Genomic DNA, 23,016 nt, shown 5'->3' with positions numbered 1-23,016 from the left:
GTGTTGAGGCGATTTTCGCATGGGTGGTAATGGGTGAAAACCAGCCTCTTTGGTCGGAGGAAGCCCCTGCAGAATCCGGCATAGTCGATGGCATTAGAAGAGGGACATTCTGTGGAGGGGTCGGCCTTCGGCCAGAGTGGTGATGGGTGGGCTGCCTGGTGGAGTCACCCCGGTCCGCAGCGGACACGCATTCGCGGGTACGCCGGATACATTGCTGTCCTGACGGTTCTATTCCTGCTCCCGATTACCCAACTGTTGGTGCACGCCGCGCAAAGCGAGCTGCACTCGCATATCCTGCTGGTGCCGTTCATCGCCGCCTATCTCCTTTCCATACAGAAAGGACAACCGCTGGCGCCGCTGAGCACCTCATTCTTTGGTGCGGGTGTGGCCGGCTCCCTGGCAGCCGCGGCCCTGTTCGCAGGCATCGGCTGGCGGAGCAACCTCAGTTTGAATGATGGGCTGGCTTTGCTGACATTGGCCTTTGTCGGTTTCCTCGCCGCGGGCGGCTTCCTGTTCCTCGGCTGGAGGTGGATGGTGGCAAACGCCTTCCCCGCCGCCTTCCTGATTTTCATGGTCCCTCTGCCGGATGCGGTGGTCGATGGGTTGGAAAAGGCTTCCGCACTCGCCTCGGCTGATGCCGCCGCTTTCTATTTCCGGTTGACAGGCACCCCTGTATTCCGCCAGGGCATGGTCTTCGAATTGCCTGGGATCGCGCTGCAGGTCGCGCAGGAGTGCAGCGGCATCCGCTCAAGTTTGGTCCTGTTCATCACCAGCCTCATCGCCTCCCATCTCTTCTTGAGAAGCCCCTGGCGCCGTCTTGTCCTCGTCGCCTTCGTCATCCCCCTGGGCATTCTCCGCAACGGCTTCCGGATCCTGGTCATCGGCCTGCTCTGCGTTCATGTCGGGCCCCATATGATCAACAGCCCCATCCACCACAAGGGCGGCCCCCTCTTCTTTGCGCTCTCCCTGATTCCGTTCACACTCGTCCTGTGGTGGCTCCGGCACCAGGAACAAAGGCGGATTCTGCGAGGCGGCGGCTAAGTGGCATTTTTCCCGTTTCTGCCGTTTGTGGCTTCCATCTTGGGCCTGTTGCTGGCTGCGGCCAGTCTTGTCCCTTCCAGGCGATCGTTCGCCAGATGGTGCTTTGCGGCCGGAATGGTGGCGCTCAGCCTGGACAGTTACGTCTCAGGCCTGGCCCTGCGGACCTCCGTGCTTTCCGACACGCTGCAGGCACTCACACTGGGGTTGATCATCAAGTCGTTTGTCCCGGCGGCCTGGCTGGGTTTCAGCCTGGCCTACTCCCGCGGCGACTTCCGGACCTCGCTGAAACGCTTGAGCCTCCCGCTGGCGATCACGGTGCTGCTGCCCATCGGTCTGTCGCTCGGCTACCGGCAGCAACTCATCGATATTATGTCGACCGGACAACCGGGAGAGCCGCCCTTGCTGCACCTGGGCGTCATGGCCAAGGTTCTGAATGGAATCCTGCTGATCGCGCACGTCTGGATCCTGACGAATCTGGAACAGACATTCCGGTCGGCGGTCGGAACCATGAGGTGGCGGATCAAGTTCGTCGTATTGGGCCTGGGGCTGATCTTCGGCGCCCGGCTGTATGCGCGCAGCCAGGGTCTGCTCTACTCCATCTATGACGTGAATTGGTCCGCGGTGGAGTCCATCGCCTTCCTGATCGGCTGCGGCCTCCTCGTGCTGGCTTATCTGCGCAGCGGTGTCGCCGAGATCGATGTTTACCCGTCGCAGGCCGTCCTTGGATCCTCCGTAACCGTCCTGATGACCGGCGCCTATCTCTTCATCGTCGGGATCCTGGCCAACATCATCAAGGAATTTGGCGGTGAGGAGAGTTTCCAGCTCCAGATCTTTGTCGTGCTGCTCGGCATGGCCGGACTGGCCCTGCTACTGCTGTCTGACCGGCTGCGCCAGCGCGTACACAGCTTCGTCAACCGTCATTTCGCGAGGGCCCAGCACGACTCCGTCAGGATCTGGACAGAGTTCTCCCGGCGCCTGGGCAACGTCAAAGATCAGGCCGGCCTGTGCTCGGTGTCTGTCAGCATGGTCTCCGAAACCTTCGAAGTGTTGTCAGTGTCGATCTGGCTGGTTGACGAGCAGACTGAGAAACTCACCGCCTGCGGCTCGACCGCCCCGCAAACAGAACTGGGCACCCCGGGTGTGGCGGCTGCTCCGGGTCCCTCTGGGCTTCTGGCCGGTTCCTCGCCTTTCGACCTGGAGGGCATCGAAGAACCGTGGGCGGACGAACTGAGACGGCTGAATCCTACGACCTTTCCAAACGGCGGCGATCGGTGGTGCGTACCGCTGCGGGCCGGGGCACGCTGCCTGGGCGCCTTCATTCTCGCCGACCGGGTGAACGGCGCGACCTATACCATCGAACAGCTCAGCCTGCTGCAATGCATGGCGGACCAGGTGACTTCGGTGCTGCTCAACCTGCGGCTGGCCAACGAGGTGGCGCGTTCCAGGGAACTGGAGGCCTTCCGCACCATGTCCGCCTTTTTTGTCCATGACCTGAAGAATGCAGCGTCGTCGCTGAACCTGATGCTGAAGAATCTGCCGGTTCATTTCGACGACCCCGAATTTCGCGCGGATGCCCTTCGCGGCATCGGCAATACAGCACGCCGGATTGACGGGATGATCGGACGGCTGACAGACTTGCGGCAACGGCCTCAATTGAAGCCCGTGGAAGCAGATGTGAACCAACTGGTGAGTGAAGTTCTGGACCGGCTGGAAGCGATGCCGAATATCGAGTTGACCAGGGAGTTGGGGCCGCTGCCCCTCGTGCTGGCTGACCGCGATCAAATCCGAAGCGTCGTGACCAACCTCTTACTCAACGCACGGGATGCCCTCAGCTCAGGGGGCCGCATCCAGATCCGCACGGAGAAGGCAGGCGGCAACGTTGTCCTGACCGTCGTCGACAACGGCTGCGGAATGAGCCCCGAATTCGTCAGGGACTCCCTGTTCCGGCCGTTCCAGAGTACAAAGCAGAAGGGGCTGGGGATCGGGATGTTTCAGGCCCGGATGATCATCGAGGCGCACGGCGGCAGCATCCGGGTGGAAAGTGAAACGGGCAAGGGCACAACATTTCGTGTGAGCCTGCCCGTTGAGGATGGAGCATGACGAAAAGCAAGCTGTTGATCGTCGAGGACGACGTAGACATCCGGACCCAGATGAAGTGGGCGCTGGCCAATGAATATGATGTTCACCTGGCAGGCGACCGAGCCAGCGCACTGGCCGCATTCAGCAGCATTGGACCGGCGGTGACCCTGTTGGACCTCGGACTCCCCCCTCGCCCGAATGATCCCGAGGAGGGGCTCGCCGTCCTGTCCGCGATTCTCTCCCAGGACCCGTTGGCCAAGGTCATCATCGTCTCCGGCCAGGGCGACAAGCAGAACGCCTTGCGGGCGGTCGGCGCCGGCGCCTACGATTTTCTGTGCAAACCGGTGGATCTGGACGAGTTGGCCCTGGTGCTGCGGCGCTGCGTCTATCTGGCGGATCTCGAAAAAGAGTACCGCGAGATCCAACATGGGGCGAACGCCGAAGTCTTCGAAGACATGCTCGGAGCAAGTCCGCAAATGCAGGCGGTCTTCGACTTCGTCCGCAAAGTCGCCCCCACCAGCGCGCCCGTCCTGATTCTGGGCGAGAACGGCACCGGCAAGGAAGTGGTGGCCCAGGCACTGCATCGCCGCAGCGCACAGGGCGCGGGCCCATTCGTTGCCATCAATTGCAGCGCAATCCCTGAGCACCTGCTAGAGAGCGAGCTCTTCGGTTACGAGAAAGGCGCCTTCACCGGCGCTCAAGCTCAACGCAAAGGGCATATCGAGTCTGCCGCCGGAGGCACTCTCTTTCTTGACGAGATTGGCGAACTGCCGGCCCTGGTCCAGGTGAAGCTGCTGCGCTTCCTGCAGGAGAAGTGTTTCCAGCGGGTCGGCGGGCGGCAGGAGATCCCGAGTGATGCCCGCATCATCGCAGCCACCAACCGCAACCTGCAGGAACTGACCACCAGCGGCAAGTTCCGGGAAGACCTGTATTTCCGTCTGGCGGTAGTTGTGGTCAGGGTGCCGCCCCTCCGTGAACGCGGAGACGATATGGTCATGGTGGCCAAGGCGTTCCTGCACAACTATGCCGTGGAGCACGCAAAGCCAAGCCTGACCTTCGCCCCCGACGCGTTGCGAGCCCTGGGCGCCCACCGCTGGCCGGGCAATGTCCGCGAACTCCAGAACCGCGTAAGGCGAGCCGTCATCATGGCGGACGGCAAGCGGGTCACAGCCAGGGACCTGGAACTGACTGATACGCTCAGCGCCCTGCCCCCGCAAACCCTCAAGGAAGCCAGGGAAAGCGTGGAGCGGGAGCTGATCCAGGACGCGCTCCGCCGGCACAACGGCAAAATCACCTCGGCCGCCCTGGAACTCGGCATCAGCCGGCCGACCCTGTATGAGTTGATGGAGAAACTGGGCATCGGCCGGGAAGGTTGACGAGAGCCGCAAAGCCCTGCCGCCAAAGGGCCTTTCGTCGGATTACCTTACACTGGGGATTGCGCTGGTCCTGCCCGTAAGCAACTAGTTGATATCGGCTTACCTGGGGCTTCACCGCCCATCAACCGCCGGGTACGTCGGAATTCCTTACAATCGTATACGTCGAGTCACCTGCCGCTGACGATGAATGCTCACACGTTCAATTTTCACTATTTCATCAAGTAATTAATAACACGGTACTTGCGTCCGCCAGATATCAACTTCTATCTCAGAAAATGGAAGGGGCTTTGGCGTGGCAGAGCAATTGCTTAGCCTTATCGGTAGCCGCCCGCGAGGATCAACGCTTGTAGTTCGATGGATGCCTCTGGAGTCACGGGAAAGTGAGGATGCGACAACAACTCGAATCTACAGGATTCGATACTGTCCAAATCGAACTGGATGGTGTTCATGTTGAGAAGAGCGTTGTCTTGTCCAAGTACGCGCAGGCTGAGTGTCGCTTCACTCGGCGACGGTGATGCTGCTGGGCAGCGCCCTGTTCGGCCTGGAAACTCTTCGACGGAAGTTCCGAGCCTAGACCCTCCTCCTCTCCGCATCGGAACGACGATAAGGGCCGGAGCAATCCGGTCCTTTTTCGTCTCTGAACCTAATTCGGACCCCACGCAAGACAGACCGTCGGACCCCAGGGCTCTGCGTCTTGCAGTGGCTTGCTGCGCGCCTGAACAAGCGCCGCTGTCCGATAGCAGCATCCCATCAAGTAGCGTACTTTTCCGCTATGATCTCGGTCAGTTTTCCCACCATCAACGCGCTAACGGCCCAAGTCGTGCCTCATTCAGAAGCATCTGCCACACAGAGACTAGGACTGGACTCACCGGTCTCATATACCTCAGGAATCGAAGGAGGGACCCGAGCTTGCGGCGGATCTGGGCATTACGCACTCCGCTCTCCGCCTCTGGATTTTGGGCTTTGGCGAGTCCGCGAAATCGAATAGAGTACTGATTCCTTACTTTTAGATCTTGTAGTGAAACGGACCGGAGGATAGGATCACTTAGTCAGGACGGTCGCCGATTCCGGCCTATTCCCCGACTGGGGGTTCTTCATTCGTCTTCGGGGGATTGAGCCGCGGCGACCACTACTTAGGAGGGGCCCTCGTGTACACTCGTTTCGATGTCGTTCGAAGGAGCGCCAGAGCGGTTTTCTGCGTTCTCGTCTTCAGCCTCATGCTGGCCATGCACGCAAGTGCCAGCGTGATTACCTTCGGAACCTATCAGGAGTTCGGCTTTACCGATGCCGGCGTCCAGGCCACCGGGTGCGATCCAGCCGATCCGGCGGGGCCGTTCTGCATCGAGAGCTCCGGGACGGTCATCGTCCTCCTGGGATCCGTCCCTTGGACGTTCACCGCGCCCGCCGGCGGCGCCGTACTCACCGTCACCGACGCGTTTCTCTCCGGAGACCGCTTTGAAATCTTCGACTTCGGGACATCGGTCGGACTGACTTCCGTACCGGTTGACAACATCGATTGTGGCGACGATCCGGTGCCCTGCCTGGCCACACCAGGCGTCAGCAGCGGCGTCTTCAACCTGGCAGCGGGCAACCACTCACTGACCATCACGCCTACCATTTCCAACGGAGGCGGCTCCGGCTACCTGTTCGTCGACGCCCCGACAACCTCCAATGTGCCGGAGCCGGATTCCTGGGTACTGCTCTGCCTCGGCCTGGGCCTCATCATCCTCTCGCGGCACTGGCCCTCCCTCCACTTCAATCGCCAACGCCGAAGAAGAATGGGCATCCCCCTCGCCTGCCTCGCTTTAGCGGCAATCGTCCGCCTCGCCTGGCAACCCGTGCCCGTACACGGCGCCGGCCCCACCCTGTTCAGTGGACCCACCTCTTCCCAACCCCTGGCCCTGACCGCGGACGATGCCTTTCTGGTTGTCGCGAATCCGGACAATAACAGCGTCAGCTTCTTCGATCTGCGCCAGGACCGCAACCGCCGTCTCGCCGAAGTGCCGGTTCAGTCGGAACCAAACGGGGTAGCCATCCTCCCCGACGGCTCCAAGGCCTATGCCGCCAACACGGTCAGCGGCACCGTCACCGTCATCCCCCTCAACCTCAAGAATGGCGTTATCTTCAAGCCCAGCAAGCACATCGCGGTGGGCACCGAACCCTACGGCCTCGCCCTCAGTCCCAATGGGCGGAAGTTGTATGTCTCCAATTCGCGCTCAGAGTCAGTCTCCGTCATCGATATCGCCACCGACACCGTCACCAAGACGATCTTCGGGGTAGGCCCGGAACCGCGCGGCCTCGCCATCACCAATGACGGAGATGCGGACGACACGGACGAAACCGTCTACGTGACCCAGTTTCTGGCGCTCCCTGTCGCCGGCAAGGTCGACGGCCAGGATGATGCGAAAGCTGGACACGTGACGGTCATCGCCTCCAGCACCGACACGGTGACCGGCAGCATCACCATCAACCCTTTGGCGGACACGGGCTTCAATGCGACGGGTGACGCCATTGCGCGGGTCGCCCCCGGAGATCCGGCCAACCCTGCCAATTTCACCTTCCCCACGGGCGCTTACCCGAACCAGCTCAACAACATCGCGGTAAAGGGGGGCTACGCGTTCGTACCCAGCGTGGGCGCTTCGCCCAACGGACCGGTACGGTTTGACGTGAACACCCACAGCCTGCTGTCGGCGCTGGACAGGACCACGGGCCTGGATGCTGGCCAGACCATCAACATGCACCTGGCAGTGAAGAACCAGACAGCAGCCCCAAAGCTGTTCAATACCCTGCCTTGGGCCATCGCATTCAAGCATGCGGCGAACGAGGGCTACGTCGTCATCGCGGCCAGCAACGTCGTCATCAAGGTGTCGGTGAATCCGTCTACCGGCGCGGCGACGGTGCAGGCCGATCCGCTGAACTCCGCCCGCGTCCTGCAATTGCCCGTGGGCAAGAACCCGCGCGGAATCGTCATCAACTCCACCGATACGCGGGCGTATGTCATGAACTTCGTTTCGCGGGATATGACAGTCCTGAACCTCACCGGCCCCGAGAATCCGATGGCCACCGTGCTGTCGGCGAAGCAGCCTACGGTCGGCAGCCTGGCGGAAAAGGTCCAGATCGGCAAGGAGCTCTACAACACCTCAGTGGGCACATTCGATCCGCCCACCCTGGGCTCACCCGCGATTACGGGACGCATGTCCGCCAACGGCTGGGGCGCCTGTGCCACCTGCCATCCGTTCGGTCACTCCGACAACGTCGTCTGGATCTTTCCCTCCGGCCCGAAACGGACGATCCCGCAGCACACGGATTTCGACCTGACCGATCCCAACCGGGCCTCCATGCGGCCGCTGAACTGGTCGGCTGAGCGGGATGAGCAGGAGGATTTCGAGTTGAACATCCGAGCCGTCTCCGGAGGCCAGGGCCTGATCGTGCTCGGCGACGGTGTCACTCAGGACACCGCGGTAACCAACCTGACCCCTCTCGCCAACGGCGGCCGCAATCAGCTAAAGGTGCGCGGCATCGGCGCCTGGGACGCGTTGAAGGCGTACGTGCAGTACGGCATCCGGCCCCCAATTTCGCCGTTCTCGAAGACCGAACCGAACGCGATTGCCGGCCGGGCCCTGTTCATTTCCGCCAACTGCCAGCAGTGTCACGGAGGTCCGCAGTGGACCAAAGCAAAGATCCGCTTCACCCCGCCACCGGCGGCCGGCCTGATCAGCGCGGGCGGCGAGATCAGCGGAGAACTGCGGTCCGTCGGCACCTTTAACCCCGCGGCCCTGAACGAAGTGCGGCAAAATGCCGGAGCCCCGCTGGGCGCCAACGGCTTTGTCCCTCCCTCGCTGCTGTCGATCTTCGCGTTTCCCCAGACCTTCCTGCACAACGGCGCGGCCAAGAGCCTCGATGAGGTCCTGAACAACGTGACACACCGCAGTGCCGGCACCAGCGGAGTGGACGTCCTCTCGAGTCCCGCCGATCGCAGCAAAATCGTGGACTTCCTGAAGACCATTGACGCACTATCCACGCCGGTTCCTTAGCCGGCTATGTCTCCCAGGCTGGGCGGAGTTGTACCAGCGCCCAGCTTCCGCTTAAATAAGGAGATGCGTTCGCCCTGGATTTATGCCGGAGTTGCCGGCTTGCTCGGCGCCACTTTTCTGCCTCATTCGGCGGCACAGACACCAGGCGACAAAGAGATCTGGGAAAAATCCAAGCGATCGGATACGCCCCTGTTCCGGTTTGTCGAGCATGGCCGTGCCGGCTACATCAATGCCCAGGGGCAGGTGGTGATCCCGGCGCAGATTCGAGTGCTGGGCGATGACAATCGGGATGATTTCCATATGGGCATCGCGGCCCCTGGATTCGGACGCTCCTACTACATTGACGAGCACGGCCGCCCGCTGGAACCCCTGGCCAACGCAGCAACCCGGATCGGGCCCGCTTCTGAGGGCCTCATCCGGACCTACCGCATCGTCGACGGCGCAAGAAAAGAAGGGTTTGTGGACTTGCGCGGGCAACCGGTAATTCCCGAGCAATTCGACCATGTCGAGGACTTTTCCGATGGTCTCGCCGCCGTGCGGGTGGGCAAGCTCTGGGGCTACATCGACAAAACCGGAGCGTTCGCCGTTACACCACAATTTCTGGACGCGAAGCCGTTCTCGGAAGGCCGGGCACGGGTTATCGGGGAGGGCCCCTGTTCGCGCTTGGCCGTAGGTGGCTGCCTCGTTTCTGTCGAGAAGTTGGGCGTTCCGGCCGAAGCCGGTCAACCTCCAGCGAAGCTACCCGGCTGCCGGTTCACCTTCGTGGACAAACAGGGCTCGCCCTTGTGGGCCATGAGTTATGGGGCTGCCGGAGATTTTTCTGAGGGGTTGGCGGAAGTCAGCGAAGGCGGAAAATCCGGGTTCATCGACAAGTCCGGCGCACTCCGAATCCCGTTACGGTACGAAAATGCCTGGCCATTTTCGGACGGTCTGGCCCGGTTCCAGCAAGGCCGGAACTGGGGCTATCTCGACAAAACCGGCCGCGAGGTATTTCCAGCTCAGTTCGAGTATGCCGACGACTTTTCCGAAGGCGCCGCCGTGGTGGGCCGCCTCTACGGGCCTTTGCACTACATCGACCAGCAGGGGCGAAAGCTGTTTGGCGCGGAGTACACCAAGGCCAGCTCATTCCGTTTAGGACTGGCCCACGTCTGCCAGGGCCTCAATTGCGCCTATATCGACCGGTCGGGCCAGCCGGTGTTCCAATACCAGAGCGGCAGATAACACTCGCGCACAACTGAACACGCCGCATCCGGGCCTGGCGATCAGAGTTTGGTGATATTCCCCCCACAGCCGCCGCCCAGCCGTCCCGGTATACCCTGGAGTTCGGACCATCGGCCGCCTGATTCGCGTCACTGTTCTTCACAGGATCCTCACCATGACTCGCAAGGACTTTCTCAAATCGCTCTCGGCCGCCCCGCTGCTCACCGCAGCCTGGCCGGCGGCGTCCCTCCTGGGCCAGACACCGGGTACAGTCTGCCCACCATGGCAACCCGGCGGCCTGGATATTCACCACATCTCGACCGGACGCGGCAACTGCACCCTGTTCATCTGCCCCGACGGCACGTCCATGATGGTGGATGCCGGCGCCACCTCCGGCGGCCTGAAGTACACGATTGCGCCCAAGCCGGACGATTCGCGCCGGCCCGGCGAGTGGCTGGGCCGCTACGCCAAACGGCACCTGCAGGCGGCTGGACGCAATGAGATCGACTACTTTGTCCTGACCCACCTCCACGGCGATCACATGGGCGACGTCCTCATGGAGTCCCCCACCGCGCGCCTCGGCGGCTACAAACTGACAGGCATCTCTGACGTCGCCGAAATCGTGCCGGTGCGGCGCATCCTGGATCGTGGCTACCCCGACTACTCCTATCCAACGAAACAGGAAGGCGCGGCGGCGCTCAACTACATCGAGTTCGTGAAGGCCCAGCAGAAGAACGGAGCCGTGGCCGAGAAGTTCCGCGCCGGATCTTCGCAACAGCTCCGCCTGCTGCGCAAGCCTGCGGCGTTCACCGATTTCTCCGTGCGCAATCTGGCCGTCAATGGCGAGGTCTGGACCGGCGTAGCGGAAACAACCAGGCATCACTTCCCCGCCCTGGAGACGCTCAAACCGGCCGAATACCCGTCTGAGAACATGTGCTGCCTGGCACTGCGGCTCAGCTACGGTCCGTTCGACTACTACACCGGCGGCGATCTACCCAGCGGGATCAACGATGGCTCCGCCGCCTGGCGCGACATCGAGTCGCCCGTCGCCCGCGTAGCCGGGCCGGTCGAAGTGGCGATCCTGAACCATCACGGGTATACCGACACGACAGGCGCGGAATATGTCCGGTCGCTGCGGCCGCGGGCGTTCATCCTGCTTGCCTGGGATTCGGCCCACCCGGCCATCTCGAGCCTGCAGCGAATGTTCAGCACAACGCTGTACCCAGGCCCCCGCGATGTCTACGCCACGGCGCTCAAGCCCGAAAACAAGATCGCCAACAAAGGGCTGGCGAACCTGAAGAGCGACGACGGCCACATCCTGGTGCGGGTGTCGCCCGGTGGCAAGGAGTTCCGCGTCATCATACTCGATAACACCTCGGAATCCGATCGCGTGAAGTTGGAATTCGGCCCGTTCCCCTGCGGATGACCCGTCCGTGCGGCTTCTGACAGCCAGCCAAAGCTGTCGCGATTTTCTCTACACATCCGGAATCCTGACCGATATGCGTACGCGGAGGCAGTCCCACGTACGCCCGAATACCTGTTTGGAAAATGATCTGGCTGGCCGCCGCGTTCCCAGCGGCGCTGGCCCAGCCTGGAGGCCAGTCCCAGGGCCTCCTGGCCCGATATGCGGGCGCTGAACTGCCTGCCTGGCTGAGGGTGGGTGGAGAGGAACGAGTCCGGCTCGAAGCTCTCGGCGGCGTCGGCTTCACACCGTCCAGCAATGCCTACCTGCTGCAGCGCTTCCGGCTCAATATGGACGCGACTCCGCTGCCCTGGCTCAGATTCTCATTCCAGGCGCAGGACTCTCGCGTCTTCCTCACCAACGTCTCGCCCGCGCCCAGTTCTCAGAACAACCCCTTGGACCTGCGGCTGGGCTTTGTACAGGTGGGTGATGCGGAAGCCGGTTGGATCAGTGTCCGGGGCGGCCGGCAGAGCCTCAGCTTCGGCGAAGGTCGCCTGGTGGCAGACCCCAATTGGTCGAATGTCGGCCGCACCCTCGACGGAGTACGTGTGACGGTGCACCACCGTGGCCTGCGCCTGGACGTCTTCAGCGGCGCCTCCGACCGCATCTCTACCGACGGCTTTGATCTGCCGGCGCCCGGCCAGCACTTCCACGGTGTGAACGGCATCCTGGACAGGCTCGTCCCCAACGCAGTCGTGGAACCTTACGTGTTTTGGCGCCTGGAGCACGATATCCGCGGGGAGAAGACGGCCCCGGGTCATTTGGACACCAAGACAGCCGGGGTGCGCTGGGCAGGCAAACTGCCAGCCCGCATGGACTACAGCTTGGAACTGGCGCTGCAGCGCGGGCGGCAGGCCGGCGAACCGGTGAACGCCTGGGCCGGTCATTGGGTGATCGGCCATACCCTGCCTGAGCCCAGGCACCGCCCGAGATTCTATGCCGAGTTCAACAGGGCTTCCGGCGACAGCGATCCCCGGGACGGAATGCACGGTGCCTTCGACCCCCTGTTTCCCAGCGCGCATGACAAATTCGGCATCGCCGATCAATTCACGTGGACCAACAGCATCCATGCCCGCACTGGGCTGCAGTACCGGCTGCGCCCGGATCTCATGCTGGGCTCGGCATACAACTCATTCTGGCTGGCTGACCGCCGTGATGGCCTCTACAGCGGCGGCAAACTGTGGCTTGCCTCAAATGGCCTGCAGGGCGCGCATATCGGACAGGAACTTGACGTCCAACTTCAATGGAACGCCACCCGGCTCACCGTGGTCGACCTCGGCTTTGGCCACATCTTTCCAGGTGCATTTCTTCGCCACGCACAGCGCGGCTCGGCCTATGACTGCTTTTTCCTGGGCATCACCCAGAAGTTCTGAGGACACGTCAATGCGGACCCGGAAGGCAAAAGGAAAACATCAATGAGAGTCTCCACGAAGCTGTATGCGGCCGTTGGCGCGCTGGCAGCAATTGGCCTTCTGGCCGCGGGAACAGGCATCTGGTACTTGCGCGAACTGGGACGGGAACTGACGGCGGCCACCGGCCGCACGGCCGTCAATTTGGACCTCATCAATGCCACCAGGGCCCGCTCGTGGGAAATGATCGCGTCGCTTCGCGGCTCTTTCATCCTCCAATATCTGAAACACGGCCCCGAGGCCGAGCAGAACGTGCAAAAGGGGGCGGCCGCCTTCCGCAGGGCCCATGCGCAGATTGCAGAACTGCGGCCCCTGATCTCGACCACGGAAGACAGTGCGGATCTGGATCGCTTCGCGAGCAGCCTGGAGGAATTTGGCAGGACCTCCGAGGAGTACACACGGCTGAGCAGGCAGGGCAACTTCGAACAGGTGGGCGCGCTCGCGCCAAGAATACTCAGCTTCTCCAATGCGGCGGACGAATCGCTGAATCGCATGAAGGATCGCCAGCGCTCCCTGCTGCGGGCATCGCAGCAACGGGCCGATTCGCTGAAGTGGTGGAGCGTGGCCAGCAGCAGCACGCTGGGTGGATTCCTGGTGCTGATCGTCGTCCTCGTGGTCATCGTGGTTCGCGGCATCAACCGGACACTGGTGATGGCGGTGAGTGAACTGGAGGCCGGCGCACAGCAGGTGACAGCGGCGGCCGGCCAGGTGGCACAGGCCAGCCAGTCGCTGGCACAAGGATCTTCAGAGCAGGCCGCCTCGCTCCAGCAGACGTCCGCCTCAGCGGAAGAAGTCAATGCCATGGCCCAGCGCAGCAGGGGGAGCGCCCAGGCCGCGGCAGACCTGGCCATGCAGTCAAAACAGGAGTTCGCCCGGACGGATGGGTCGCTGGATGCAATGGTAGCGGCCATTGCGGAGATCAACACCCAGAGCGACAGGATCTCCCGCATCATCAAAGTAATCGACGACGTAGCCTTCCAGACGAACATCCTGGCCTTGAACGCGGCCGTGGAGGCCGCCCGGGCCGGCGAGTCGGGCAAGGGTTTCGCCGTGGTCGCGGAAGAGGTCCGCAACCTCGCGCAGCGCTGTGGCCAGGCGGCCAAGGATACCTCCGCTCTCATCGAGGAATCCATCGCGAAATCGAAGCATGGCAAAACCCGTGTGGACGAAGTGGCGACCGCCGTGCGCAGCATCTCAACCGATTCCACCCGGATCCAACTGCTGGTGGAAGAGGTGAGCCAGGGCAGCAATCAGCAAGCCACCGCAATGAGCCAGATTGGCAAGGCCGTCGTCGAAATGGAACAGGTGACCCAGAGCATCGCAGCCAACGCCGAGGAAGGCGCATCCGCCGCCCAGGAACTCAACGCACAATCAGAGACTTTGAGGGATGTGGTCCGCCAGCTCAGTGCCATGGTCGGCGGTGGAGCATCGCAAACAGGGAGGCGCGTCCGGTAAGCCAATCCCTACGCCTGCTCCCAGCGGTCCGCCCTTTCGCCCCTAGCTCATTCCGTCAATGGGCCGGAAATCCCATCAAACGGCAACCGGCTCATCAAAGCGCTGGTCCTCATCACGCCCCAGCAAGACTGCTGTCGAACCACAGGACCGGGGTTACGATATACCGTCACTGCTGGCCCCATTCTTCGCAGCGCTGTCTCATTAGTTCTTTATCATCAATACTTTGCGAGCCGTGCGTTTCTGGCGAGTGATTTGCAACTACGGTTCCCGTAGCCACCACATGCCAAATGCATCGCATTTCCCCGTTCGCCTGGCTTGGATCGTCCTGCTGCCCGCCCTGCTGGCGGCACCGGCCCACGGCATGAGCGCCCTCGCCCGGCAGGGCTTCCAGCATTTCTACAATCTTGAATACGAGCAGGCCATCACCGCCTTCCAGCAGGAGATCGCGAGCCAACCGGCCCAGCCCGACGGATACAATTACATGGCTCAGGCGATCCTCTATCGCGCGATGTACCGCTCCGGTTATTTGGAAAATACGCTGGCGACCGGAGACGACGTCGTCATGTCTCTCATCCACCAGCCGAACCTCGTGCTCAGCCGGGAAGACGATGGGGCGTTCCATCAATCCATCGCGGCGGCCATGCAACGCGCCGGCGCCCTGCTGTCTCGCAATCCCAACGACGCAGCCGCTCTCTACTCCCTGGGCGTGGCGCACAGCCTGAAAGCCAGCTACGATTTCCTGGTGCGCAAGGCATGGCTTGCCTCTCTGCGCGAGAGCAGCGCGGCCCGCAGACTCCACGCCCGTGCAGCCGAATTGAATCCCTCCAACGTGGATGCCCAATTGATGCACGGCATCCAGCAGTACGCCCTCGCCTCCCTGCCCGCCGCCCTGCGCATGATCGGCGCAGTCGCAGGACTCAGGGGTGACAGAGAGGCCGGCCTGCGCACCCTGGAACGCGTCGCCGCCGAGGGCTCCACCTGCTCAGTCGAGGCGCGCATGCTGCTTTTTACCCTCTACCGTCACGAGAAAAGGCCCTGGTCCGCCATGTCCATGGTGCACGGGCTGCGCCGCGACTTTCCTCGCAACTACGTGCTCCATCTCGGCGAAATCTACACCTTGGCCGAAATGAACGACGAGCACGGCGCCTTCGCTTCGGTCCGCACGCTGGATCAACTGCACCGCGACGGCGCCCCGGGCTACGTTGCGCTGCACCCGGCGAAAATCGAGTACACCCGTGGCATGATCCAACGCCGCTTCGGCCACCTGGACCAGGCCCTAGAGTCAATGAACCGCGCCGCCACCCAGCAGGACCCGGCCACGCAACTCCTGGCCTATGAGCAGCTCGGCATGATCCATGACCTGAAGGGCGATCGCCACCACGCGGTGGAGGCCTATCGCAAAGTCGTCGATAGCGCACCGAACAGCCGTGTCGCGAAGGAGTCGCAGCGCTACCTCGCCCGCCCCTTCCAGGCCGCCTCAGTCGATTGACGGTCAGGGCGCCCAAGAGCTACCAAACGGAAAAATCGCTGTGCCGCCCCACGGCGTTTCGGATACGATACTCCGTATGAAGAGTCTCCTGTCCCTGCCCCGCGCCGGCTGCCTGGCCGCGATCAGCCTTCTCCTCGCCACCCAGGCAGCCGCGCAGCCGGGTGTCTTCTCCAAAGCGGAGCTGATCAAATACACACCGGAGTGGAAGGGCGAGCGCTTCCCGGACGGCCGGCCCAAGGTTCCCGATACCATCCTGAAGCGAATGAAGGACGTGAGCCTGGAAGAGGCGTGGGCCGTCCTGCGCAACGAGGGCTTCACCTTCCAATACGAGGACAACTGGCTCTCCATCCACCCGGAGAAGACGCTCGTCGGCCGGGCGCTCACCGCCTCCTGGATGCCGGGCCGCCCCGATCTCCACAAAGTCATCGCCGAACAGGGCAAAAAGGACGGCCGCATCGGAGGCCAGAACGCCTGGCCTGTCGACATGCTGCAACCCGGCGACGTCTATGTCTGCGATCACTTCGGCTTGAAGATCAATGGGCCGTCGATCGGCGACAACGTCGGCAATTCCATCTATGCCAAGAGCGGCAATGGCATCGTGTACGACGGCGCCGTCCGTGACATCGAAGGTCTCGAAGAGCTGGAAAACTTCACCTCGTTCGTCCGCTCCTACCATCCCTCGCATCATTCCAGCAGCATCGGCCCCGGCCTGAATTCGACCCTCGTCGGCGTCAACGCCCCCACCCGCATCGGCCAGGTCCTCGTGATGCCCGGCGACGTCGTGCTCGGCAAGAAGGGCGGCGTCGTCTTCATCCCGCCGCAGCTCGCTGAGAAGGTGGTAACGACCTCCGAAGTCGTTCGCCTGCGGGACCTGTTCGGCCATCAGCGGCTGCGCGAGGGCAAGTACACCTCCGGCCAGATCGACACTCGCTGGGCGACGGAAATCGAGCGCGACTTCTCCCAGTGGCTGCGCGATCACATGGACAAACTGCCCATCCCGAAGGAACAGATTCAGGAGATCCTCAAGGCCCGCACCTGGTAGGCGGGCCCGCGCCGCTCAGGCCTCAAACCATTTCGAGCCCGGCATCTGCGACTTCCGGGCGGCCTCCTCGTTCATCTCCACGCCGAGGCCCGGCCGGTCCGTCACGGTCACATAGCCCTTCTCAATAATCTCGCCTTCTTTCACAAAGTCGCGCCACAACGGCAGACGGCTGATCCAGTGCCACTCCAGCACCAGGAAGTTGGGCACGGCTGCACAAACATGGCACGAGGCCATCGTCCCAATGGGCGAGACAACACAATGCGGGGCGAAGGGGACGTAGTAGGTGTGCGCCATGTCGGCAATCTTGCGCGACTCCAGCAGGCCGCCGCACTTCTGGATGTCCGGCATGATGATATCGGCCGCCCGCTTCTCCAGCACTTCCCGGAAGCCGTGGCGCAGGAAGAGATTCTCGCCGCAGCAAATGGGCGTCTTCGTCGACTGCCGGATGTCGCGCATCGCGTCGATGTTTTCCGCCGGCACCGGCTCCTCCAGCCACAGCAGCCGGAAGGGTTCCAACTCGATCGCCACGCGTTTGCCGGTAGTGGCGTCGTAGCGGCCATGCATGTCTACCGCCAGTTCCACCTGCTTGCCCAGCGTCTCCCGGACAAAGGCCACCTCTTTCACCATGCGGTCGATCTCGGCGTTGTTCGCGGTCCAGTTCACCCGGTCGAAGCGGTTCGGATCCATCGCTTCGTCTATATCGATCTTGGCCGCCGTAAACCCCATCTTTTCGATCTCGTTGAGCTTCTGCTTCGCCAGCGGATCGTCGGGATGGTGGTTAGCGGAATCACAATAGATCCGCACCTTGTCGCGCACCTTGCCGCCCAGCAACTGGTAGACCGGTAGCCCCACAGCCTTCCCGCACAAGTCCCAAAGGGCGATCTCGATGCCGGTCAACGCTGTGATGTATTGCCCCGACTGCGCTCCGGCGAACACGCCAGCCGTCCGGATCCGCTCCCAGATCGCCTCGACGTTGAGCGGATTCTGCCCAACCAGAAACCGCCGGAAGCCCGCGATAATAGCCGCTCCACCCAGTGCCGAGTCGGTCGCCTCGCCCTGCCCGATCAGGCCCTGGTCCGTGTAGATCCGCACATGCAACTGCGGCCCGTGGACCGTCACATACGCCGTGCGGACGTCCGTGATCTTCAGCTTTGGGCGCTGATAGGGGGTTGTATTCTGCTGCATCGCGGAGGCTAGACCGCTCAACGAAAGCGCGCCGGCGGAAGACTGCAGCAGGCTGCGGCGGGAAATCAAAGACATGGGTGGACCCTTCCAGATCAGAGTTTCAGGCTCGGAAGTGCCATATTATCTACTCGCGCCGCATAGCGCAATAATTTACGCTGGATGCCCGCCCGCCGCCAGACCACTATCGCTTTGTCGCGGGATTGGCGGCAATCCGCTGGCGCAGCTCTTCGGCGAACTGGAAACCGGCCGGATTGGGCACCAGCGCCAGAGCCCGGCGTGCCGCATCCACGGCCTCCGGCATGCGTCCGGCTTCGGCGTAAAGCCGGCTCAGCAGGGCTAGCATATTCGGATCCCTGCCCCCGGCGAGCTTGACGGCCTGCGCCGCCTGCGGCACGGCTTCCTTCACGCGGCCCATGCGATACAGCGCCAGCGCCAGGTTGCGGCGCGCGTTCGCGTCGTTCGGTTTGTACTCGACGCTCTTCTCCATGTGCGGCAGAGCCCGGTCGATCCGGCCCTGCTGCGCCAGCGCCGCACCCAGGTTCGAATGCGCCTCCGCATAGTCGGGACTGTACTGCAGCGCCTTCTCGAAATTCCCAATCGCCTCGTCCACACGCCCCGCGCTCAGCAGCAGCCCGCCCAGGTTGTTGTAGGCATCGGGGAAATCGGCCGAAAGCGCGATCGCCTTGCGGTACTCCACCACGGCTTCTTCCGGGTGGCCGGTGCGGCTCAGCGCCACCCCCAGGCTGTTGTGGATCATCGGGTCGTCCGCGTCATCCGCCAGCGCCTTGCGGAAGCCCGCGATCGCCGGTTCCAACTCGCCCTTCCGCAAATGTTCCTCAGCCACGTCAATCAGCCGGTAATACTCCGTCACCGGAGCATTGATCTTCATCAGCCCGTCCTGCGGGATATTCACAAACTCAGGTATATTCACAGCCCGGTTGGCGGCCGTCGAATTGTCGATCAGGATCGCCGGGCTGTCGTTGCCCTGCTCATCAATGTGCGTCAGGAACAGCTGCGTGTACGGCGACCGGCTCTTCGACGAGAACACCAGCCAGCGGCTGTTCGGCGAGAAGCTGTGCCACGAGTTCATCAGCTTCGTATTGGCATTCATCAGCCGCGCCTCACCGCCGCCGGCCGGAACAATGTACAACTTGCCATCGGGCCGCATCAGCAGGCCGTTGCCGCACTTCACGAAGATCAGCCAGCGCCCGTCCGGCGAGATCTTCGGAAAGCTGTTGCTCATCCCATTCTTCGAGGCGCCGGCAACCGGTTCAGCCACCCCGCCTTTTCCCCCATTGAACGGAATGCGATAGATCTCGAACTTCATCTGCGTCTCGTTTGGATCATTCGCCCGTTCGGCCAGCTTCACCCCTAGCGCATAGGGCTCCTTCGCTTCCGCCCGCGCGAAGTACAGATACTTGCCGTCCGGGCTCCAAACCGCATTCGTATGGACAAAGCGCGCATCGTCGGCACCGGGCAGCGGCTCCAGGCGGCCGGTCGCCCGGCTATACCAGGCCAGAATGCCGCGCGTGGGATAGAACACCTGCAGGAACCGGTAATCCTTGAAATTGGCGACGTAATAGTTCGAGTTGAAGTCGCGCCGGTATATCCGCCGCTGGTAGTCCGATTCCGCCTTGCCCGGATCGTTGATCGTCGTCACGACATACTGGCCGGTAGGCGAAACCTGCGACATGAACCCTACTCGCAGCTTACCGCCCAGCTTCCCCCGGAACGCGCTCCAGGCCACCACGTTTTCCTTCGTAATCGTCGTCTGCGGCTTGATCGGATACAGCGCATACAGACCCTTGTCATTGCGCGGCCCGTCCAGGTCCATGCCCATCGTCTTGCCATCGCCGGAAAACGAGTGGCAGTTCGCGCACGAATGCATCCCTTCCAGCACCACCCGGCTGCTGGTTTCGGCCACATTCCTCAGACGCCAGGCGATCAGCGGGATCGCCGTCGAAGCCAGCGGCTTGATGACCCCCTTCTCCGCATCGGAGGGCATCAGCGGAACATCGCGATAGAAGATCGGCGCGCCCACCGGATCGCGCGAAGTCTGGATCGTCACCCGCCCCTGCGACACCACCTTCGCCGGATCCGCGGCGGCATAGCCGGAGAGCGTAATCGTTGCACCGCCATCTGTGGAATACCGCTTGATCGCCGCCCACGTGGCGGCATCCGGCTTCCAGGTATGCCCTACAGCCTGTTCCGGCGTCAACGCTGGCGGCTTGTTATTGGGCGACACACAGCGCGGATCAATCTTGCCCAGCGTGTAGCGCTCCCCAGCCGATCTCGCGTGAAGCCCCGGCTGCCCTCCGCTGAAGCTGACATCGATCGTCCAGCTGGTCGCCTCCGCCGCCGCATCGCGCCACTCAAAAACAGGCGCCGGAAACTCCGGCGGAAACACCGCTCCATTCAGCGGATAATCCACAGTAATCGCCGGCTTGACCGCGGGACGGTCCTGGCCGGCCAGGGCCAGCAACAGCGTGGCCCCCAGTGTGACGCGGGCGAAAGTGGCAATCAATGCGGGCATCCTGAGAGTCAACAGTCGGGGCGGTACGGCCAGAAGCATCTTATCGTGTTTCCCAAACCGGCCCAACTGGCTCTTTTGGCCAACCGCTCAAACAACCGGTCGCCTGCCCGCATGGAGCATCGCGTCCACCTTCCGCCGGATCGTCTCCGCCGCCTCGGGCACATGCAGCACATCGCACTCGGAACCCAGAATATGCGGATGCCCGCACTCCGCCATCTTCCCCCGCAGCTCCAGTGTGAGGCGCGTCACCTCCTCCACCGGCATCACGGAATCCGAATAGAACATCCGCGTCGGCAGATTTCCAAACAGGACAATCTCCCTCGCAACCACCGCCGCATCCTCCCATAGTTTCCGGCTGCTGCCCAGGCTCATCACCGACGGTCTCAACTCGGCGGCAAACTGCCGCACCATGTCCGTCGTCAATACTCCGCAATTGTGAAAGATCAGGTCCACTCCGTGCTCGCCCAGCAGGGCGCGCAGCCGCCGGTTCGGTTCCAGCACAAACCGCTCCAGCAGGCCGGAGTCTCCGCGCAACTGGCGGGGCGAAAGGTAGGTTGTATTCGCCGCCGGCTCGCAGACAATCATGGCCTTCGCGCCCGCTGCCATCTGCGCCCGGGCGGAACGCAGCACGGTCAGCAGCGCCAGCTCCAGGCAGCGCTCCACCATCCGTACCCCGTCGTCCTCCTCCGCGGTCACGCCTTTGCCCGCCATCGCCACCGGAGCAATCGGATCCGCCACCAGCTTCGTCATCAGCGAAAACGGCCCAATCAGCATCCCCACCGGCACATACCCGGTGGATTCCGCGATATACCGCACTGCGCCCTGGTTCGCCTGAATTCTTGGGGAGAAAGGCCGCGCCGCCCCACCGCGCAACTCCTCGATCAGCGATTCCGACGGCGGCTCGCTGAAGTGGAAGGCGTCAGCGGCCTCTTCGGCCACCCCGCAGAACGCCAACAGATCCGCCTTCTCCAACCGCAAGTCCATCAGGGGAAAGGCCAGCGGAGTCGCATAGCGATCAGCAGCCGCGGCCACCACCTGCCCCAGCCGACCCGCATCCAGCAGGATCGCCTCCGGCTCGGCTTGCTCCTGCAATACCAGATCCGCCCCAACTGGCATGCGCAGGCCCGCTTCCGCCAACTCGAGATAGAACCGCTGCTGCATCCTAGTTCCCCAACTGCCGGTCCGGCCCGGCATTCAGCAGCCTATCACCGTTCCTTATTGCCCCGCGCCCGCCCAGTAGCCCGGCCGCGCTCGCAGCACGAACTCACCCTCCCGCTTCAGCTTCAACTCGATCCGGTGATAGCCCACAGTCCGATCCTCGGGGGTAAAACTAAGAACATATTGGGTTTGCAGCTCAGACCCAAGCTTCTGCACCACTTCTTCCAGGGCGGACTGGCGCGTAAACGGCATCACCAGCCCGCCCGTCAGAGTGGTCAGCACCTGCGCCGTATTCGATTTATCCAATCGAGCGAGTTCCTCCCCCGCCGCCAGCACGTCGACGCGCTGCTCCGGCGGGGTGGACACCGGCTGGCGTGCCTGGATCGGCGGACTCGTCGGTTCGTTCCGGCCAGGAGTCGTTCGCCGCAGGCCAATCGGGAACCGCGTGATCGGATTCGACTTGGTCGTGAACCCGGTCACAAACGCCGAATACGTGAAGGCATAGACACTGACAGCCGACGATTCGCACATCCGCGCCACTGCCTCCAGGCTGGTCTCACTGCCGCGATCCTTCGATTCCGAGATCAACAGCAGCACATGCCGCGAATTGGGCCGCGCATTCAGCCGGTCCACCGCCTGGGCCACCGCATCCAGCATGCGGCCCGCTCGGGGCTCGGCCGGTTTCAGCCGGTTGATTGCGCCGTCGATTGCATCATTACTGTTTGTACACTCCTGCAACCATTCCACTCTTTCCGAGAAAGTGACGACAGCCGCGCACCCGCGCTCGCCAATGATCAGAGGCTGAATCATCGCCCCGATTTTTCGGACCTTCTCCAACACCGGAGCGGAAATACCAGAGGACTGCACCGCGATCACCAGCGAAATGGGCGCCAGCCCGCTGCCCAGCGAATCGACCACGAACTTCTGCGGCTGGCCGTTGTCGAAAAGTTGAAAATCGGACGCTTCCAGCCCGTCCAGGCTATTGCCCTTGGCATCCGTCACCAGGACCGGAACCTGCACCAGCCTGGATTGCACATCATATTTTTGCGGCTGGCCAAATACCGGCAAAATCGCGAGACCGGCCAGTACAACCACCCACCCAGGCAGAAATCTGATGTTCATGGCTTCTGTTTGACGCGCGGTGGAGTCCTCCAGTTGCGGCGGAGATAGCGCTCATCCCCATTCGCTGCATTGACTTCGCTGTGGGCATTGAGTAGCGTTACGGCAGAGGTTTCCCAGCGCAGCCTCGATCCCTTGGGACGCGATTCCGGCTGGATCAAACCCGGTACGTGGACCATCCCCTAAAGCCACAAATCCGCGCACCCGGCCCAAATGCCCCCTCGCGCCCGCTATGAAATATTTCTAATAACGTAGTACTCCTCCGAACCCTGATCCCCATTAGATTGACCGGCAATACCGCTGTTTATCTGTAAGAACCCTTACACATCCAACTGCGTCTCCATACCCTCCAGGCCAGCCAATAGCAGCTTCCGCGGCCTTTCTGCAGTTTCTGTCCGCACCTGATTTGTGCACGCTTACGTGTCAAAGACGTA

14 protein-coding genes are annotated in these 23,016 nt (G+C 62.5%); 10 read left to right on the top strand and 4 right to left on the bottom strand.

The window, feature by feature from the left end:
* Positions 1 to 87 precede the first annotated feature (87 nt).
* From ACR9Y2_RS32935 to ACR9Y2_RS32890, 10 genes are all read left to right on the top strand, one after another.
* A complete protein-coding gene (locus ACR9Y2_RS32935) occupies positions 88 to 1,041 on the top strand; it encodes an exosortase/archaeosortase family protein (protein WP_435046128.1) in 954 nt (317 codons plus the stop codon).
* Positions 1,042 to 3,141 carry an XrtA/PEP-CTERM system histidine kinase PrsK gene (prsK, locus tag ACR9Y2_RS32930; protein ID WP_435046127.1) on the top strand — a complete coding sequence of 700 codons (2,100 nt, stop codon included), beginning with the start codon at positions 1,042 to 1,044 and terminating at the stop codon, positions 3,139 to 3,141.
* The gene (gene prsR, locus ACR9Y2_RS32925; protein ID WP_435046126.1) at positions 3,138 to 4,496 is read left to right on the top strand and encodes a PEP-CTERM-box response regulator transcription factor; all 1,359 of its coding nucleotides are present in this window, start codon (positions 3,138 to 3,140) and stop codon (positions 4,494 to 4,496) included. Before prsK ends, prsR begins: the two co-directional genes overlap by 4 nt.
* A gap of 1,148 nt (positions 4,497 to 5,644) precedes the next feature.
* Positions 5,645 to 8,530: a beta-propeller fold lactonase family protein gene (locus ACR9Y2_RS32920; protein ID WP_435046125.1), complete on the top strand. Its 2,886-nt coding sequence runs from the start codon at positions 5,645 to 5,647 to the stop codon at positions 8,528 to 8,530.
* 63 nt (positions 8,531 to 8,593) lie between these two features.
* On the top strand, positions 8,594 to 9,751 hold the full coding sequence (locus ACR9Y2_RS32915; protein WP_435046124.1) for a WG repeat-containing protein: 1,158 nt from the start codon (positions 8,594 to 8,596) through the stop codon (positions 9,749 to 9,751).
* Positions 9,752 to 9,905: 154 nt separating this feature from the next.
* Entirely contained in the window at positions 9,906 to 11,156 is a 1,251-nt protein-coding gene (locus tag ACR9Y2_RS32910; RefSeq protein WP_435046123.1) for a ComEC/Rec2 family competence protein, read from the top strand.
* A 122-nt stretch (positions 11,157 to 11,278) separates the two neighbouring features.
* Positions 11,279 to 12,565: an alginate export family protein gene (locus ACR9Y2_RS32905; protein ID WP_435046122.1), complete on the top strand. Its 1,287-nt coding sequence runs from the start codon at positions 11,279 to 11,281 to the stop codon at positions 12,563 to 12,565.
* Positions 12,566 to 12,607: 42 nt separating this feature from the next.
* A complete protein-coding gene (locus ACR9Y2_RS32900; RefSeq protein WP_435046121.1) occupies positions 12,608 to 14,056 on the top strand; it encodes a methyl-accepting chemotaxis protein in 1,449 nt (482 codons plus the stop codon).
* 280 nt (positions 14,057 to 14,336) lie between these two features.
* Positions 14,337 to 15,545, top strand: a complete 1,209-nt coding sequence (locus tag ACR9Y2_RS32895; RefSeq protein WP_435046120.1) for a hypothetical protein — start codon at positions 14,337 to 14,339, stop codon at positions 15,543 to 15,545.
* 76 nt (positions 15,546 to 15,621) lie between these two features.
* On the top strand, positions 15,622 to 16,587 hold the full coding sequence (locus ACR9Y2_RS32890) for an RraA family protein (RefSeq protein WP_435046119.1): 966 nt from the start codon (positions 15,622 to 15,624) through the stop codon (positions 16,585 to 16,587).
* 15 nt (positions 16,588 to 16,602) lie between these two features.
* Here the strand turns inward: ACR9Y2_RS32890 and ACR9Y2_RS32885 are convergent, their stop codons facing one another.
* The 4 genes from ACR9Y2_RS32885 to ACR9Y2_RS32870 all read right to left on the bottom strand — a co-directional run bounded on the left by ACR9Y2_RS32885 (position 16,603) and on the right by ACR9Y2_RS32870 (position 22,585).
* Complete coding sequence (locus tag ACR9Y2_RS32885) at positions 16,603 to 17,847, bottom strand: mandelate racemase/muconate lactonizing enzyme family protein (protein ID WP_435046118.1); 1,245 nt, start codon at positions 17,845 to 17,847, stop codon at positions 16,603 to 16,605.
* Positions 17,848 to 17,953: 106 nt separating this feature from the next.
* Entirely contained in the window at positions 17,954 to 20,296 is a 2,343-nt protein-coding gene (locus tag ACR9Y2_RS32880) for a tetratricopeptide repeat protein (protein WP_435046117.1), read from the bottom strand.
* A 96-nt stretch (positions 20,297 to 20,392) separates the two neighbouring features.
* Positions 20,393 to 21,466 carry a uroporphyrinogen decarboxylase family protein gene (locus ACR9Y2_RS32875; protein ID WP_435046116.1) on the bottom strand — a complete coding sequence of 358 codons (1,074 nt, stop codon included), beginning with the start codon at positions 21,464 to 21,466 and terminating at the stop codon, positions 20,393 to 20,395.
* A gap of 54 nt (positions 21,467 to 21,520) precedes the next feature.
* The gene (locus ACR9Y2_RS32870) at positions 21,521 to 22,585 is read right to left on the bottom strand and encodes a VWA domain-containing protein (RefSeq protein WP_435046115.1); all 1,065 of its coding nucleotides are present in this window, start codon (positions 22,583 to 22,585) and stop codon (positions 21,521 to 21,523) included.
* Positions 22,586 to 23,016 lie beyond the last annotated feature (431 nt).

Origin of the sequence: Paludibaculum fermentans (assembly GCF_051172195.1) — a bacterium.
In the GTDB taxonomy this organism is placed as follows: domain Bacteria; phylum Acidobacteriota; class Terriglobia; order Bryobacterales; family Bryobacteraceae; genus Paludibaculum; species Paludibaculum fermentans_A.
This window is presented reverse-complemented; position numbering and strand designations above follow the sequence as displayed.

Bases quoted from the DNA above. Each gene is read 5' to 3' on its own strand.
- ACR9Y2_RS32935 (WP_435046128.1), top strand. From the start codon at position 88: ATGGCATTAGAAGAGGGACATTCTGTGGAGGGGTCGGCCTTCGGCCAG.
- prsR (WP_435046126.1), top strand. From the start codon at position 3,138: ATGACGAAAAGCAAGCTGTTGATCGTCGAGGACGACGTAGACATCCGG.
- ACR9Y2_RS32915 (WP_435046124.1), top strand. From the start codon at position 8,594: ATGCGTTCGCCCTGGATTTATGCCGGAGTTGCCGGCTTGCTCGGCGCC.
- ACR9Y2_RS32910 (WP_435046123.1), top strand. From the start codon at position 9,906: ATGACTCGCAAGGACTTTCTCAAATCGCTCTCGGCCGCCCCGCTGCTC.
- ACR9Y2_RS32905 (WP_435046122.1), top strand. From the start codon at position 11,279: ATGATCTGGCTGGCCGCCGCGTTCCCAGCGGCGCTGGCCCAGCCTGGA.
- ACR9Y2_RS32900 (WP_435046121.1), top strand. From the start codon at position 12,608: ATGAGAGTCTCCACGAAGCTGTATGCGGCCGTTGGCGCGCTGGCAGCA.
- ACR9Y2_RS32895 (WP_435046120.1), top strand. From the start codon at position 14,337: ATGCCAAATGCATCGCATTTCCCCGTTCGCCTGGCTTGGATCGTCCTG.
- ACR9Y2_RS32890 (WP_435046119.1), top strand. From the start codon at position 15,622: ATGAAGAGTCTCCTGTCCCTGCCCCGCGCCGGCTGCCTGGCCGCGATC.
- ACR9Y2_RS32885 (WP_435046118.1), bottom strand. From the start codon at position 17,847: ATGTCTTTGATTTCCCGCCGCAGCCTGCTGCAGTCTTCCGCCGGCGCG.
- ACR9Y2_RS32875 (WP_435046116.1), bottom strand. From the start codon at position 21,466: ATGCAGCAGCGGTTCTATCTCGAGTTGGCGGAAGCGGGCCTGCGCATG.
- ACR9Y2_RS32870 (WP_435046115.1), bottom strand. From the start codon at position 22,585: ATGAACATCAGATTTCTGCCTGGGTGGGTGGTTGTACTGGCCGGTCTC.